Source organism: Gordonia neofelifaecis NRRL B-59395, assembly GCF_000192435.1.
Classification (GTDB): Bacteria; Actinomycetota; Actinomycetes; order Mycobacteriales; family Mycobacteriaceae; genus Gordonia; species Gordonia neofelifaecis.
In genome coordinates, this window is record NZ_AEUD01000020.1 from 24,282 (window position 1) to 39,926 (window position 15,645).

Consider the following 15,645-nt stretch of genomic DNA (forward strand, 5'->3'; position numbering starts at 1 on the left):
TTCCAATCTCATTGCGGCGAAACGTTCTCCACCCGCGACAATCGCCAAACATCGCCCACCTTAGTGACCGTGGCCCACCGCGCGATACCTATCCGCGTGGGGTAGTCCTGTTGTTTGCCCACCACCACCTCCTGCGTGGCGAACACCAGGACGGACATCTGCTGATCGTGTTCCTCGCCCGGCGCGGCGCTGGAGACCGTCGTCTTCATGGAGATCTTCGACGCGACCGCTTCCGGAAAGACGACGTCGGGCCCGCGAGCAGCGTAGTCGGCAGCCAGCGTGCCGGTCAGGTGCTTCTCGACCTCGGTGCGCTGCTGCGGTGTGTCGTCCGGGCTGAACGTCATCAGCGCGGCGACGCCGTCGGCCGCCGCCTGCACCGCCGTGTGGTCGGGTTGCACGGGTTCGGCACGCGATTGCAGTCCGGAGTACAGACACACGGCACCGACGACGAGTGCCGCGGCGACGACGATCGCCCACAGCACCTGCCATCGGCGGTCGGCCCGGACCTGGGCCCGCCATCGCGACCACAGTCCGCTCGGCCGCACCTCGGGCAGCGTCTCGGTCTGCTCCTCCGCGACGAGTTCCTCGCCTGCCGAATGCGCACCCATCACGACACCGCTTCCGTCTGCTGCACCAGCCAGCGGCCGTCGACCTGCACCATCGTCGCGGTGACCCCGACCCGGTTCTGCGACGGATCGCCGCCGATCAGCTCCGGGCTCGTCGCCTGGGCGACGAGCAGGATCGTGGTCTTGTCCCCTTCAGTGCCGACCACCCCGGACGACAGGACCTGACCGGAGGTGGACCGCGGCTGCGCCGCCACCAGCTTCTCCAGTTCGTCCCGCGCGCCCTGGATCCGGATCCGCTGATCGCCGGTGCTGACCGACAGGATGTCCTGAACATAGCGATCGGCGTGCGCGGGGTCCGCGGTCAGCATCGTGACCACGGCGTGCTCGGCCGCCTCGCGAGCCGCCTGGTCGTCGGCGGCGGTGGACGCCATGGAGTCCGCCGAGCCGTGCGCCCACCATCCCGCGAGCAGCAGCCCGAGGGCGGTGATCACCGCGGCGACGACCACCAGCCGGACACCGGCCGCGCGCCGGTGCGCCTGCCGGACACGCGCGGGCGCCGCCGCATCACGCGTCTGCTGTTCGGCGAGCACCGCGGCGTCATACCGGTCGCGCGCCTGTTGCAGCCTGCGGCTGTCGGCCGGATCGTCCGTCACTGCAGCTCCTCCAATCCGCTGAGCAGCCAGCGGTCGCCGGACCGGACGTACGACGACTGGACCGATTTCACCTTGCTCTCCACATGTCCGCTACGTGCGGTCACCGTCACCTGCACGATCACCAGCGCCTCGCCCGCATCGGCGTCGGCCCAGGAGACCGCGACGTTCTGCGGGACCCAGCTGACGGCGGTCGTGCCGTCAGGCGGCGGACCGTTCAGGGCCCGACCGGACGCGATCGACAACGGCGGCGCCACCAGGCTGCGGGCGGTCTTGCGGTCGCTCGACCAGGTGCGGGAGTCGACGGAGAAGACGTCGGCGACGATGCTGCCGGCCTTCTCCTGCAGCGTCGCACGCGCCTGAGCGGCATCGGACTGCTCGGTCCGGTCGTCGAGCCCGCGGATGCAGAACACCAGCGCCGCCACGAAGACCGCGAACGCCAGCACGAGCCGGACGAGAATGCCACGCCAGGTCATCGGCTTCTCGAGATAGGCGACGAGCCGGCTCACGGAACCATCACCAGCCCATCGACTTTCAGCCGCCCGTCCTCGGGAACCACGCTGACGACGAGGCGCAGCGTCTGCAGCGGCTCGGTGCCCGCCTGTGAGTCCTTGTTGGTGACCTGCATGCTGGCCGCGACCATCACCTCCGCGCCATCCGTCGAGCTGTACTGCACCGCGGCGGCGTCGACGGCGCCCTGCCCGTGCGCGCCGGACTCCTTCACGTACGCGCTGTACGCGTCAGCCGACTGCGCGAACGCATCGTGGAAGGAACCGGTGGAGCCCGCCAGGATCTGCTTGGCCCGGTTCGGATCGTTGGAGTCGACGTCCAGCAGCAACTCCACACTGGCGGTCGCGGCTTTCAGATAGTCCTCGTCGGAGTACTGCGTCGGCGCAGACGCGGCGTACCAGATCGCGACCCCGGCGACCACCACGGCCGCTGTCGCGATCGCCGCGAGGATCGTCCGGGTGCGCCGTGACATGGTCGCTCGCAGCCCCGCGGACGCCTCTGCCGCCGACAGATCGTCACGCGCACTTCGCAGTTCGCCGCGCGCACGCCGCCATTGCCGGAGACGTTCGTCTGATCGTGTGAGGCCCACCCGGTCGAGGGTAGCGACTCAACTCTGACCGATCCGCTTGCTGTAAGCGGATCGTGACTCGGGGTCGGGGTTCAGGAAGATCTGGCCCGACTTCGTGGTGCGCAGCAGGGCGCGTTTGAGCGGTCGCGGAAGGACCGGGTACGCATTCACCCAACCCATCGATCGGGGCGCCGCGACGCGGACCCGGACCCGAGCGATCGAGGCGAGCACCTCCTGCGCGACCACGTCGGTGTCCACCGAGGTCACCATCGAGTTCGTGGCGAGACCGTCGATCAGTCCGGTGTTGGTGAAGGTCGGCATCACCGTCGAGACCCGGACGCCGCGACCGGAGAGTTCGGAGTCGAGCGCCTCGGAGAATTCGATGACTCCTGCCTTGGCGGCGTTGTACACGGTCAGGCCCGGGGTCGGGAGCCTGCCGGCCACCGACGAGATGTTCACGATCTGCCCGCGACCGCGGTCCGCCATTCGCGACGCCGCGGCCTGGCTGCCGAGAATGACGCCCAGGAGATCGACGTTCAGGGTGGCCCGGATCAACGACTCGCGATAGTCGAGGAACGGACCGACCGGCATGATCCCCGCGTTGTTGACCAGCACGTCGACCGGACCCACCCGTTCTGCGACGGTGTCGAGGAAGGCGTCGAACGATTCCCGGCTGGTGACGTCGAGTTCGATCCCCTCGATTCCGAGATCGGCGGCGGCCTTGCCGACCGCGTCGACGTCGATGTCGCCGATCGCCACCCGCGCCCCGGCATCGAGGAGCTGGGTCGCGATCTCGAAACCGATGCCCCGCGCCCCGCCGGTGACGGCGACGACTCTGCCCGTCACACCGGCGCGGATACGGGCCAGGCGGGCGTCGTGCCGATCGGTGCGGGAGAAGAGCGACGGGCGCGAACGAGACATGGGTGTGTACTCCAGGGAAGTGGTCGGATGAGAAGCGGAGAGCGTTGTGCGGATTCGCTCAATAGATCATCGGTGCCAGATGGGTCTGCGCCACGTCGCGCGCGTAGTCGGCAGTCCAGTGGTCGGGGTCGCTGGCGGGTACCTCGAGATACGACATCACCACGCGGACCTGGATCTCGACCGCTTGCAGGAGGCGGTCGTCGGGCATCGTCGCACCGCAGGAGCGCAGCGTCGCCGCCACGCGAGCGGTCACCAGCTCGATGAACAGCGAACTGACGACGCCGGTCACGTCTCGCACGCTGTGGTCTTCGTGCACCACGCGCCGCAGCAGCGGCTGCGTCTGCACCATCTCAGCACCGAGCGCGAAGGCCTCGACCACCGCCTCGCGCGGCGGGAGCCCCTCGGCGGCGTCCTCCAATCGCGCCAGGCCGGCCTCGAAGGTCTCCAGCGCGACGGCCCGGAAAAGCGCATCCTTGCTCGGAAACCGGCGATACAGCGTCGAGCGGCTGACCCCCGCGGCCTGCGCGACGGCGTCCATACTGGCCCGGCGAATGCCCTCGGTGGCGAACTCGTCCGCGGCAGCAGCGAGGATCTCCTGCTCCTGTTCGGACACCGAGGCGGTGATGCGGACCTTACGCGTCGCAGAGGCCACTAGCGCCGCCGGAGTTGCACCGGCAGCCGGTCCTTGGGGACCGGCAGTGCGCTGTAGTCCATCGGCATCTCGTAGCCCGCGGGCACCGACCACTCGTAGCCCCGAAGCAGATGGTGCATCACCGTCTTGATCTCCATCTGCCCGAAGTACAGGCCGATGCACTTGTGGACGCCGCCGCCGAAGGGCATCCACGCCATGCGGTGTCCCTTGTCCTCCGCGCGATCGGCGGAGAAGCGGTCGGGGTCGAACATCCCCGGATGGGTGTAGTACTGCCGATCGCGATGATTGACCAGCTGCGGCACCGTGACCATCGTGCCCTCGGGGATGAAGAACCCCTGGACCTGCGTGTCCTTGATCGCCATCCGCGGCTGGGCGGGCACCGGAGGGCACAGCCGCAGCGACTCCTTCATGATCGCGTCGAGCACCGTGAGGTCGCCCAGGTCGCCGTAGTCGAGCGTCGCGCCGAACTCCAAGGACTGAGCGCGGGCCTTCTCCTGCCACTCCGGGTGCTTGGCCATCCAGTACGACATCTGCGTCATCGTGATGGTCGACGTGTCGTGCGCGGCCATCAGCACGAAGATCATGTGGTTGACGACGTCCTCGTCGGTGAAGGTCTCCCCGTCTTCGCTCTCCGCATGGCACAGCACCGAGAAGAGGTCGGGCGTGGCCGTCGCGCGCTTGGCGTCGATGTGCTCGTAGAAGAACTCCTCGAGGATCTTCCGCGACCGCAGGCCCTTCCACCACCGGCCGCCGGGGACGGGTTTGCGGACGTAGGCGACGCCCGCCCGAACGGTCTCGATGAACGCCTTGTTGAGCCGGTCGGCCTCGTGCTGTGGCAGTTCGAGACCGAGGAACACCTCCAGAGCGACGTCGAGGGTGAGCGCTTTGAGCTCGGAGAACATCTTCACGCGGCCGGTCGGGAACTGCGCCACCCGCTCGGCGACGATCGGCTGCAGCTCGTCCATGTAGCCCTTGAGCACCTTCGGTGTGAACGCCTGCTGCAGGATGTGACGATGATGCCGGTGTTCGTCGAAGTCGAGGAGCATGATGCCCCGGTTGAAGAACGGGCCGATGAAGTAGCTCCACGCCGGCGCGTTCGCGAAGGCGCGGTCCTTGTTCATCAGGATCTCGTTCGCCGCCTCCGCGCCCGAGCAGGTCACGATCCGCACGCCGAAGGCGTTCATCCCTGAGACGTCGCCGAATTCGAGACGCTTCCGGTCCGAGTAGCCGAACGGGTCCCGGCGCATCTGCAGGATCTCCAGCACCCCGTTGCGATCACTGAGCGGCACCGCCTTCAGGTCGCTGCCGACCTCCGGCTGGGCGAGCACTGAAACCATCAGTTCCTCCTCGGTCCGACCCACGTCGATGTGACGCGGCCCATACCGCCATTGAAACAAATGGTCGTATCTGTGTCTATAGCTCGTGGGACAAATCTTTGAATTCGTCGCAGGGCGCCGCGGCGGTGTCGACTAGCCCCACTGACCCAATCGTCCCCGTGACGGCAGTTCGTGGACGAATAGTCCACGAGTCGCCGTCACGGGGACGATTGGGTCGACAACCTGCCGCTACCGCCGGATCAGCAACTCGTGGCACCGCCGCAGACGGTCATGCCACCACGCCGTGCGCTCGTCCGACGCGAGCGGGAGGTCGATTCCGGGCTCCACGCGCCGCGGCCGAACGACGCCGTGCTCGATCCGGAACGACGACGCCACATCCTTCGCGAACAGCTCGCCCGTGCCCAGCCCGCAGGCGCGATGCAGTCCGGGCAGCGCCGCGGCCGCACCGATTCCAGCCGACATGCCGACCGCGGTGTCGAGCGCGCTGGAGACGACGACGTCCATCGGCAGCTTCGCTGCGAGCGCGACCAGGGCCCGCATCCCGCCGAGCGGCGCGACCTTGAGAACGCCGATGTCGGCGGCGCCGAGCGCGGCGACCCGCATCGGATCGCCCGCCCGACGGATCGATTCGTCCGCGGCGATCGGCACACGGACCGCCTTGCGGACCTCGGCGAGTTCCTCGACGGTCCGGCACGGCTGTTCCGCGTACTCGAGGTCGCCGATGGCGGCGATGGCCTCGATCGCCTGATCGACGGTCCAGCCGCCGTTCGCGTCGATCCGCACGTTACCGACGTGCTCGCGCACGGCCGCGACGCGCTGGACGTCGTCGTCCAGGCTCTGGCCGGGCTCGGCGACCTTCACCTTCACGGTGTCGACGCCGGGATACCGTGCGATCAGCGCGGCGACGTCCTCTGCGGCGACCGCCGGGACCGTCGCGTTGACCGGCACCTGGTCGCGCACCGGCGCGGGCGGCCCGAGGTAGGCGGCTTCGATCCCGGCCGCGAGCCACGTCTTCGCCTCGGCGTCGTCATACTCGGCGAAGGGCGCGAACTCGCCCCAACCCGCAGGCCCGGAGAAGATGAGGGCTTCGCGGACGGTCACTCCGCGGAAGCGCGTCCGCATCGGCAGGGCGACCACTTTCGCCGTCTCCAGGAGCTCGTCGGCCGACGGCATCCGGGGCGGCGGCGGATCCTTCGGCTTCAGGCGGAAGGTGGGAACCTGCTTCTTCCGGTCATCGGAGGTACCGAAGGGAGACTGCCGGTTGCGGCCGGTGGGCGACGAGAAGACCATGGCGCCAGGGTATCGCCCGGGCCGCGGTCATCCCTGCGCCGAACGATCGAGCCGGCGTAGACGATGCCCCGCCCCAAACCATTGGAACAGATACTTACATTTGTTCCATCCGAGCGCTACAGTCGTCGCATGACGACGACACCAGACATGTTCGAGACCGGCATCCGCGAGGCGGAGCCCGCGTACGTCGATGTCGACTCCGTCGAACTCCGGCTCGGCGCCGACTCCCTGGTCTGGAAGTTCTACGGCGACGTCCGCGGCATCCTCGGGTTCCAGCGCCTGGCGGGCACCGAGAACTGCATCGAGCAACTGGCGCAGGGCGTGGAGGACCACTCGGTCATCTTCTCCGACTTCCTCGGCCGGGCCCGCCGCTCCGGCCCGCCGATCATGCGGACCGTCTACTCCGATCGGCCGCACGAGTGGGGCCGCCGCGTCCGCGACTTCCACCGAGACATCAAGGGCAGCATCAGCGACGGCTCGCGCTACCACGCACTCAACCCCGAGCTGTACTACTGGGCGCACGCGACCTTCGTCGACCAGGTCCTGTACATCACCGACACCTTCATCCGGCGACTGTCCTACGAGGAGAAGGTGCAGATCTTCGAAGAGAGCAAGACGTGGTATCAGCTCTACGGGGTGTCGGCGCGCAGCCAGCCGCAGACGTACGACGAATTCGTCGCGTACTGGGAGTCGATGTGCGACAAGTTCGTTCCCACTCGCACCATCGTGTATGCGACCGGCTATCTCCGGAAGGGCGTGCCCGGGCCGTCATGGATGCCGAAACCGTTGTGGCGCATCGTCGGAGCCCCGCTCAACGCCGTTCTGCGCACCGTGTTCATCGGAACCCTGCCACCGCAGATGCGCGAGGTGTGCGACCTCCCCTGGGACGCCCGCAGACAACGCCGATTCGACCGCTTCGCCGCGACGATGCGCGCCCTCAACCCCCTCTTCAATCGCCTCCCGGTCCGACTGCTCTACACACCGTGGGCCGCGGAGGGCTGGCAGCGCACCGGCGTCGACCCGCGACGCCTCCACAATCGACCCGAGAAGGCCACCGCATGACCGCGCCGACCATCGACGAGCTCAGCGCCGGCGTCGGCCGCCTGGCCGCTGAAGCCTTGTTCGACTCGCTCCCCGCCGTCGCCGCCGGCGATCTCCGCGGCCGCTGGCGCGGCGCCGAGGTGCCGACCGGGCATCCGATGGACGGCCTGCTGGAGATCTCGGGCTGGTACGGCAAGCAGTTCGACGACGCCGACCACGTCCACCCGCTCCTATTCGGCAGACCGGGCTCGCTGTACCCGGTGAATCCGAAACTGATCCCGATCCCGCTGCTCGGCTCCATCGCACCGAAGCTCCCGAAGCGGCCGATTCCCCGATCGAGCGCGGCCCTCCGACCGCTCCGCACCCGGCGGCACCGCGCACGACTGCGATCGGTGGAGTACCGCGGAACGGTGAGCGCGGCGATGATCTACGACGACCTCCCGATCATCGATCACTTCCGCCGGCTGCGCCCCGACACCCTGCTCGGCGCCATGGACCTGCGTAACTCCCCGACCCCGTACTTCTTCACCCTGACGCAGGACTGAGCCGAATCCCGCCTACCCGCCGAGCACTTCGACCGCCCGCAGCGCGGCGTACAGCTCGGCGGACTGGACGGGATCGGTGACGTCGCGGCCGGTGAGGTCGCGGACCTTCCGCAGCCGATAGCGCACGGTGTTGCGGTGGCAGTGCAGTTGTTCGGCCACGTCGCCGGCGGAGCCGCCGCACCGATACCACGCCGACAGCACGGCGAGCAGATCCGCTCGCTCCGACGACGCCGATTCCAGCACCCCGCCGAGGATCTGCCTCGCCAGCGAGCCGCCCGCTTCCGACGACGCCGCGAGCAGGTGCGCCACCGGATCACTGCCGTAGCGGACCACCCGGTCCTCGCCGACGCCCGCACTCCGGGACGCCAGGCGCGCTTCGGCGAGCGCGGTCGGGACGGCGACGGGATTGGTGAACGGCGAACTGACGCCGACGCGGCCGCCGACCAGTTCGCCGAGGCGATCGATCGCCCGCTCGGCCTCTCGCGACGACGGAGTCCGCAGCAGTCCGACGTGCACGTCCACCTGGCTGTCCCACACGGTGTGCGCGCCGGCGTCACGCAGGGCGGTGCCGAGGCGCCCGGGCAGAGCAGCGCCATGGTCCGCCGGTACGACCACCACGATCTGGAACACACCGTCCTCGGGGATGCCGAGCGTGCGCATCGCGGCCAGAGAGCGGACAGATCCGTCGGCGTGGTCGTCGAACAACGTGCGGATCAATCGGTAGCGCGCCTGCGCGTCGGAGTGCGCGAGGAGAGTCTCGGTGTCGCGGTACGCCTCGACCGCGGCGTCGGAGAATGCGTCGATCAGCTCCCACAGCAGGGCCGCGCATTCATGGAGTTCCGGGTCACCGGGCCCCTTCGACAGCGTCGTCAGCTGTTCCCAGATCAGTCGGCCGCCGAGCCGGAACGCATGCAGCAGCGCCGCCAGGGGCACCCCCCGCTCGGCTTTGAGCCTGCCGACCGCGAGCGCCGGCTTCAGGTTCGGCTCCGCTCCGGCGAGCGCCCGGATGATCTCCGCCAGATTGTCCCGGCACGCGCCTCGCAACTCCTCCTCCGCCAGCGGGCCGCCGTCGACGTAGAAACGGTCGGCCCGGGTGATGCGGACCGCCAACTCCTCCGCCACCGAGTCGACGTCGCTGAGCAGCAGAAGCGCGGGTGAGTTCAACCGCGGAGTGGTCGGGGAGTTCACGCGTGCACGTCCAATCATCGCAGGTGTGACCCAGAATACGCGGCCGTTGTGCACCGGCACAAAGTCGGCCGGATCAACCCTGTGCCGCCACACCTGGCACCGTCGGTGACCCCACTCACACAATGGAGTCGATCACTGCCGAGCGTGCGCGCTCGCCTGGCGAATGGAGCAGAAATGCAAGACCTCGAACTGCAGGCGGTCGAGTCCGCGCTGACCGACCTCGTCGACGGCGAACGCCGCTGGGCGACGACGACGCTCGAGCAGCGTCGCGACCTCCTGACGCGGATGCGCGAACTCACCGGCGCCCACGCCCAGGAGTGGGTCGACACGGCCGTGCAGATCAAGGGCCTCGACCCGAACTCGCCGCTGGTCGGCGAGGAATGGATGTCCGGACCGTACGTGATGGCGGCCAGCCTCGGCGTCCTTGCCGACACCCTCGACCACCTCGCAAAGGGCCGGAGTCCGCTCGCCGACGTCAAGTTCCACGACGTCCGCGACCGCGTCGCCGTCAACGTCCTGCCGACCAGCGTCTACGACGAGCTGCTGCTCAGCGGCTTCAGCGCCGAGGTGTGGCTGCGTCGCGGAGTCAGTCGCGCCGCCGCCAAGGCCGAGGCCGGGCTCGCGCAGCTCGACCCGTCGCGGACCGCGGGCATCGGCGTGGTGCTGGGCGCAGGCAACATCATGTCGATCGCACCGTTGGACGTGCTGTACGAGCTGATCGCCCACAACCGCGTGGTGGTGCTCAAGCTCAACCCGATCACCGATCCGCTGCTTCCGGTCTTCAGCAAGGTCCTCGCCCCGCTGATCGAGGTCGGCGCGGTCCGCATCGTCACCGGCGGGGCCGAGGTCGGCGGCGCGCTGGTCCAGCACGATCTCGTGAACCACGTGCACATGACCGGCAGCGCACGCACCCACGACGCCATCGTGTGGGGTGTTGGGGACGAGGCCGTCGAGCGCAAGCGCGCGGGCGACCCCAAACTGACCAAGCCGGTCACCAGCGAGCTGGGCGGCGTCTCCCCCACCATCGTGATCCCCGGCCGGTGGAGCAACGCCGACCTGAAGTTCCAGGCACAGCACGTGGCCACCCAGCGTCTGCACAACGGCGGCTACAACTGCGTGGCATCGCAGGCCCTCATCATCTCGTCGGACTGGGATCAGAAGGACCGGTTCCTCGCCGAGGTGCGCAACGCCATCGCCGCCGCACCCGAGCGCGCCGCCTACTATCCCGGCAGCGACGACCGCGTCGCGAGCGCGCTGGAGTCGTACCCGAACGCCGAGCGGCTGGGCCCGGGCGGCGGTCGCCTGCTGGTCGACGACGTCCGCCCCGATTCGGCCGAACCCATCCTGTCCGGCGAGTACTTCTCACCGGTCTACGGCGTCGTCGAGATCCCCGGCACCGGTGCGTCTTTCACCGCTGCCGCGGCGCGCACGGCCAACGAGGTCTTCGCAGGCACCCTCGGCGTCAACATCATCGCGGCGCCGGCCAGCGTCAAGGAACTCGGAGCGGCGTTCGACGACCTCGTCGAGGACCTCCACTACGGAACCATCGCCATCAACGCCTGGACCGGCGTCGGCTACCTGACGCCGACCGCGTCGTGGGGCGCGTACCCCGGCCACACCATCGACGACGTGCAGAGCGGCATCGGCGTGGTGCACAACGCCTGGCTGATGGACGGAATCGAGCGCACCGTGGTCCGCGGGCCGTTCCGCCCCGCCCCGCGATCGGTGATCCGCGGAGAACTCGCACTGTCGCCGAAGCCGCCATGGTTCGTGAACAACAAGACCGCCGCGACCACCGGCAAGCGGCTCACCGAGTTCGCCGCCGATCCGCGGGCGAGTCGTCTGCCCGGAATCTTCGCCTCCGCCCTGCGCGGCTGACCGTTCGACTGAAAGGGACTCAATGACAACCACTTCCATGGACGCCGACTACGTCGTCGTCGGCACCGGTTCCGCCGGAGCCGTCGTCGCTGCCCGTCTGAGCGAGCGGTCGGCCGACACGGTGGTCGCACTCGAGGCCGGCGGTGAGGACAAGAGCCAGTCCGTCCGCATTCCCGCCGCCTTCTCCAAGCAGTTCCAGACCGAGCTCGACTGGAACTACCTCACCCAGCCGCAGCCCGAGCTCGGCGACCGCCGGGTCTTCTTCCCGCGCGGCAAGATGATCGGCGGATCGTCGTCGATGAACGCGATGATGTGGGTGCGCGGATACGCCGCCGACTACGACGCATGGGCGCTGGAGGCCGGCGACGGATGGTCGTTCGCCAACGTCGTCGAGTACTTCAAGCGCATCGAGTCGATCGAGGGCGCCGTCGAGGTCGACGAGGGACGCGACGGGCCGCTCAACGTCGCCCACCAGCGCAGCCCGCGCAGTTGGACGTCCGACTTCCTCGCCTCGGCCGAGCAGGCCGGATTCAAGCGCGAACGTGCCAATCTGCCTCAGCCGGAAGGCTTCACGCAGACGATGGTGTGCCAGAAGAACGGATCGCGCTGGAGCACCTCCGACGCGTACCTCAAGCCCGCGCGGTCGCGCCGGAACCTGACGGTGCTCACCGATGCGCACGCGACCCGGGTGCTGTTGGAGGGCTCGCGCGCGGTGGGCGTCGAGTACCTCAAGGACGGCGTCACCCACACCGTCCGCGCCCGCAGGGAGGTGATCCTCTCGGGCGGCGCGATCAACACGCCGCAGCTGCTCCTGCTGTCGGGTATCGGCGATCAAGAACAGTTGCGCGCGCACGGCATCGCCGTGGCACAGCATCTGCCCGAGGTCGGCCGCAACCTCAGTGATCACCTGATGTCGCTGATCGGCTTCGCCGTCGACTCCGACACCCTCTTCGGCGCCGAGAAGCCGCTGGAGTTGCTGAACTATCTGACACGCCGCCGCGGCATGCTCACCTCGAATGTCGGTGAGGCCTACGGCTTCATGCGCAGCCGCCCCGACCTGGAGCTGCCCGACATCGAGATCATCTTCGGTCCGGCGCCGTTCTACGACGAGGGCATCGGGGACGCGCCAGGTCACGGCATCGGTCTCGGTCCGATCCTCGTCGACCCGCGCAGCCGCGGCACGGTCTCGCTGGCGTCGTCGGACCCGACCGCCAAGGCCCTCATCGACCCGCGCTACCTGTCGGACGCCGACGGCGCCGACCGCGCGGCCCTGATGTCGGGTCTGCGCGCCGCCCACCGGATCGCGACGTCGGAGCCGCTGGCGTCGAAGATCGGCCGGTTCCTGCAGCCGAAGCGGGAGCTGGACACCATCGAGGCCACTCTCGAAGATGCGCTGACCTGGCATTCGCACACGCTGTACCACCCGACCGGCACGTGCCGGATGGGCTCGGACAAGGCGAGCGTCGTCACGCCCGACCTCAAGGTCCGCGGCATCGAGGGTCTGCGCGTCGCCGACGCCTCCGTGATGCCGAAGATCGTCCGCGGCCACACCCACGCGCCGACGGTCGTCATCGGCGAACGCGCCGCGGATCTGATCAGGGGCTGACCCGGCCTCCCCGACCGCTCGACCGGCGGTCGGGGAGTCTCGATCCGAGGAGTCTACGCGGGCAACGGATCCCGGATGATCGGGCAGGTCATGCAGTGGCCGCCGCCGCGCCCGCGTCCCAGTTCGGCGCCGACGATCGTGATCACCTCGATGCCTTCCTTCCGCAGGAGGGCATTGGTGTAGGTGTTGCGGTCGTAGGCGAACACCACGCCGGGCTCCACCGCGACGAGGTTGTTCCCACTGTCCCACTGCTGGCGTTCGGAGGCGTATTCGCTGCCGCCGGCCTCCACCACACGCAGGCGGTCGAGGCCCAGCGCCTTGCGGACCACCTCGATGAAGTGGTCGGACTCCTCGATCACCTCGAGCCCCGGATGCCTGTCCGACGGCACCAGCGTGAACGGCGTGATGGCGTCGACGATCTTCGGATAGACGGTCACCAGGTCGCGGTCGGCGAACGTGAACACCGTGTCCAGGTGCATGGCCGACCGCAGCTTCGGCATGCCCGCGACGATCACCTTCCGCACCTGCCCGGACGCGAAGAGATCGAGTGTCACCTGGGTGATCGCCTGCCGCGAGGTCCGCTCGCTCATCCCGATCAGGACAACCCCGTCGCCGGGGACCAGCACGTCGCCGCCCTCGATGGTCGACTGTCCCCACGACTGCTCCGGGTCGCCCCACAGGACCTGTGATCCGACGAAGTCCGGGTGGAACTCATACACGGCCTTCATCAGCAGGGTCTCGTCGTGCCGCGCCGGCCAGTACAGCGGATTCAGCGTCACCCCGCCGTAGACCCAGCATGTGGTGTCGCGGGTGTACAGGGTGTTGGGCAGCGGCGGCATCAGATACTCGTTGACCCCGGTCGATTCACGAGCCAGCGCCATGTACGGCGGCCGCAGGTCCTTCGGCAGATCCCGCGTCGACATGCCGCCGATGAGCAGTTCGGCGAGTTCCCGCGCCGGAAGCTCGTCCAGATACGCTCGCGTCTCCTTGACGAGGCCGACGCCGACGTCGTTGGCGACGATCTTGCGGTCCAGCAACCAGGTCCGCGCCACCGGGTCGGCCACGGTCTCCGCGAGCACGTTGTGCAGTTCCACCACGTCGACGCCGCGGTCGCGCATCTTGGTCATGAAGTCGAAGTGATCGCGCTTGGCGTTCTGCACCCAGAGCACGTCGTCGAAGAGCAGGTCATCGGAATTGGTCGGGGTCAGCCGCTCATGGGCGAGTCCGGGCGCGCAGACCAGCACCTTCCGCAAGGTGCCGACCTCGGAGTGCACGCCGTACCGGTCAGACGGTCGGGTCATGTGAAAGGGTCCTCTCGTAGCGGGCGGATCAGTGTTCACCGGACGGATCGGTCACGTAGTACGAGTGCCGCTCCTGGTCCGGATGGTCGTAGAAGTCCTCGGTCCCGGTCGCGAGCAGCACGACGCCGACGATCGCGCCGACGGCGAGCACGCCGAAGATCACCGCCTCGACCGGTTTGAAGACGCGCAGCCCCTGCTCCCGTCGCGCGACGACGAACAGCACGGTGCCGAGCGCGTAGATGACGCAGGCGAGCAAGAGCTTGTCCAGGCCGGCGGCGTACACGAGGAACGCCGTGTACAGGACCGCGAGGGCGGCGATGATCAAGTCGCCGCGACGACGCCGATCGTCGTCCTCATAGGTCTCGCGTCTGATCACCAGGCGCAGCATGTACAGCGCCGACAGGAAGTACGGCACCAGCGCCAGGGCCGCGGTGAGATCCAGCATGAAGTCGAGGGCGTCGTCGACGAAGAGCAGCACCACCAGGAGCGCCTGGACGAACAGCGACGCCAGGACCAGCGCCGAGATCGGCGCTCCGGCCTTGTTGGTGCGCCGCAAGAACCTCGGCATGTCGTCGGCCCGCGCCGGAATGTACAGGATCTCGGCGGCCATCAATGTCCACGCGAGATAGGCGCCGAGAACCGAGACGATGACACCGATGCGGATGAACACCGAGCCCCAGTCGCCGACGAGATGCTCGACAACCGACGCGACAGAAGGCTGCTCGGCCGCCGCCAGGTCGCCCTGCGACGTAGCACCGTACGACACCAGCGTCACGAGAGCGAACACGCCGAGGACGCCGAGGAAACCGAAGACCGTCGCTTTGCCGACGTCCGAACGCTTGCGGGCGTAGCGCGAGTACATGCTGGCGCCCTCGATGCCCATGAACACGAACACCGTGATCAGCATCGTCCCGGTGATCTGGTCCCACAGCGAGCCGACCTCGATGCCGTTGCCGCCCCAGAAGTTGTCGGCGAAATAGCCCGCGTCGAACAGCACGATCGCCAGCACGATGAAGACGATCAGCGGCACCACCTTGGCGATGGTCGCGATCCGGTTGATGATCGCGGCCTGCTGCACGCCGCGGCTGATGAGCAGGAAGAACAACCAGACGCCGACCGACGACAGCGCCACGGCGAGCAGCGTCGAACCGTCACCGAGTTCCGGGAACAGCGCGCTGGTGGTCGCCATGATCAGCACCCAGTACGACGTATTGCCCGCGCACGCGGACGCCCAGAAACCGAACGCCGAATTGAAGCCGATGTAGTCCCCGAAGCCGTCCTTCGCGTAGGCGTACAGGCCCGCGTCGAGGTCCGGCTTGCGCATCGCCAATCGCTGGAAGACGAAGGCCAGCATCAACATTCCGGCACCCGCGATGGTCCAGGCGATGATCGCTCCGAATGCACCGGTCTCGGTGCCGAATCGGCGCGGCAGCAGGAACACGCCCGAGCCGATCATCGATCCGACGACCATCGCGGTCAGCGTCGGCAGGCTGACCTTCTGTGTCTGTTCCGGCGCTTCCGCCACGTGTCACTCCCCATCCGCTCGAATCGGCGCAAAACTCCCTTCAGTAGTCTGAACGTACGCGGTGAAC

General features: G+C 68.4%; 15 protein-coding genes. 4 read left to right on the top strand and 11 right to left on the bottom strand.

The features are described 5' to 3' along the window. Positions 1-8 precede the first annotated feature (8 nt). From SCNU_RS17810 to SCNU_RS17845, 8 genes are all read right to left on the bottom strand, one after another. On the bottom strand, positions 9-608 hold the full coding sequence (locus SCNU_RS17810; RefSeq protein WP_009680809.1) for a hypothetical protein: 600 nt from the start codon (positions 606-608) through the stop codon (positions 9-11). Further along, complete coding sequence (locus tag SCNU_RS17815; RefSeq protein ID WP_009680810.1) at positions 608-1,219, bottom strand: hypothetical protein; 612 nt, start codon at positions 1,217-1,219, stop codon at positions 608-610. Before SCNU_RS17815 ends, SCNU_RS17810 begins: the two co-directional genes overlap by 1 nt. Next, a complete protein-coding gene (locus tag SCNU_RS17820; protein ID WP_009680811.1) occupies positions 1,216-1,725 on the bottom strand; it encodes a hypothetical protein in 510 nt (169 codons plus the stop codon). The genes SCNU_RS17815 and SCNU_RS17820 overlap by 4 nt, the downstream gene beginning before the upstream one ends. Beyond that, complete coding sequence (locus SCNU_RS17825; protein WP_009680812.1) at positions 1,722-2,315, bottom strand: hypothetical protein; 594 nt, start codon at positions 2,313-2,315, stop codon at positions 1,722-1,724. Before SCNU_RS17825 ends, SCNU_RS17820 begins: the two co-directional genes overlap by 4 nt. Positions 2,316-2,333: 18 nt before the next feature. Beyond that, the gene (locus SCNU_RS17830; RefSeq protein ID WP_009680813.1) at positions 2,334-3,215 is read right to left on the bottom strand and encodes an SDR family oxidoreductase; all 882 of its coding nucleotides are present in this window, start codon (positions 3,213-3,215) and stop codon (positions 2,334-2,336) included. A gap of 58 nt (positions 3,216-3,273) precedes the next feature. After that, on the bottom strand, positions 3,274-3,867 hold the full coding sequence (locus SCNU_RS17835) for a TetR/AcrR family transcriptional regulator (protein ID WP_009680814.1): 594 nt from the start codon (positions 3,865-3,867) through the stop codon (positions 3,274-3,276). Next, entirely contained in the window at positions 3,867-5,204 is a 1,338-nt protein-coding gene (locus SCNU_RS17840; RefSeq protein WP_040518841.1) for a cytochrome P450, read from the bottom strand. Before SCNU_RS17840 ends, SCNU_RS17835 begins: the two co-directional genes overlap by 1 nt. Before the next feature lie 228 nt (positions 5,205-5,432). Then, positions 5,433-6,494, bottom strand: a complete 1,062-nt coding sequence (locus SCNU_RS17845; protein ID WP_009680816.1) for an o-succinylbenzoate synthase — start codon at positions 6,492-6,494, stop codon at positions 5,433-5,435. 129 nt (positions 6,495-6,623) lie between these two features. On the opposite strand from SCNU_RS17845, the gene SCNU_RS17850 reads away from it, so the two are divergent. After that, positions 6,624-7,556 (top strand): oxygenase MpaB family protein, encoded by a 933-nt coding sequence (locus SCNU_RS17850; RefSeq protein ID WP_139026110.1) that lies wholly within the window; start codon positions 6,624-6,626, stop codon positions 7,554-7,556. Next, positions 7,553-8,080 carry a DUF4334 domain-containing protein gene (locus tag SCNU_RS17855; protein ID WP_009680818.1) on the top strand — a complete coding sequence of 176 codons (528 nt, stop codon included), beginning with the start codon at positions 7,553-7,555 and terminating at the stop codon, positions 8,078-8,080. The genes SCNU_RS17850 and SCNU_RS17855 overlap by 4 nt, the downstream gene beginning before the upstream one ends. Before the next feature lie 12 nt (positions 8,081-8,092). Here SCNU_RS17855 and SCNU_RS17860 read toward each other — a convergent pair whose 3' ends face one another. Continuing rightward, on the bottom strand, positions 8,093-9,268 hold the full coding sequence (locus SCNU_RS17860; RefSeq protein ID WP_009680819.1) for a PucR family transcriptional regulator: 1,176 nt from the start codon (positions 9,266-9,268) through the stop codon (positions 8,093-8,095). 174 nt (positions 9,269-9,442) lie between these two features. Here SCNU_RS17860 and SCNU_RS17865 point away from each other — a divergent pair, with 174 nt between their 5' ends. Both SCNU_RS17865 and SCNU_RS17870 read left to right on the top strand, forming a co-directional pair. Then, positions 9,443-11,146, top strand: a complete 1,704-nt coding sequence (locus tag SCNU_RS17865) for an aldehyde dehydrogenase family protein (protein ID WP_009680820.1) — start codon at positions 9,443-9,445, stop codon at positions 11,144-11,146. A gap of 22 nt (positions 11,147-11,168) precedes the next feature. Next, positions 11,169-12,752, top strand: a complete 1,584-nt coding sequence (locus SCNU_RS17870; protein WP_040518834.1) for a GMC family oxidoreductase — start codon at positions 11,169-11,171, stop codon at positions 12,750-12,752. 53 nt (positions 12,753-12,805) lie between these two features. Here the strand turns inward: SCNU_RS17870 and SCNU_RS17875 are convergent, their stop codons facing one another. Both SCNU_RS17875 and SCNU_RS17880 read right to left on the bottom strand, forming a co-directional pair. Then, positions 12,806-14,053, bottom strand: a complete 1,248-nt coding sequence (locus SCNU_RS17875) for an arginine deiminase (RefSeq protein ID WP_009680822.1) — start codon at positions 14,051-14,053, stop codon at positions 12,806-12,808. Between the two features lie 28 nt (positions 14,054-14,081). Further along, positions 14,082-15,578: a basic amino acid/polyamine antiporter gene (locus SCNU_RS17880; protein WP_009680823.1), complete on the bottom strand. Its 1,497-nt coding sequence runs from the start codon at positions 15,576-15,578 to the stop codon at positions 14,082-14,084. Positions 15,579-15,645 lie beyond the last annotated feature (67 nt).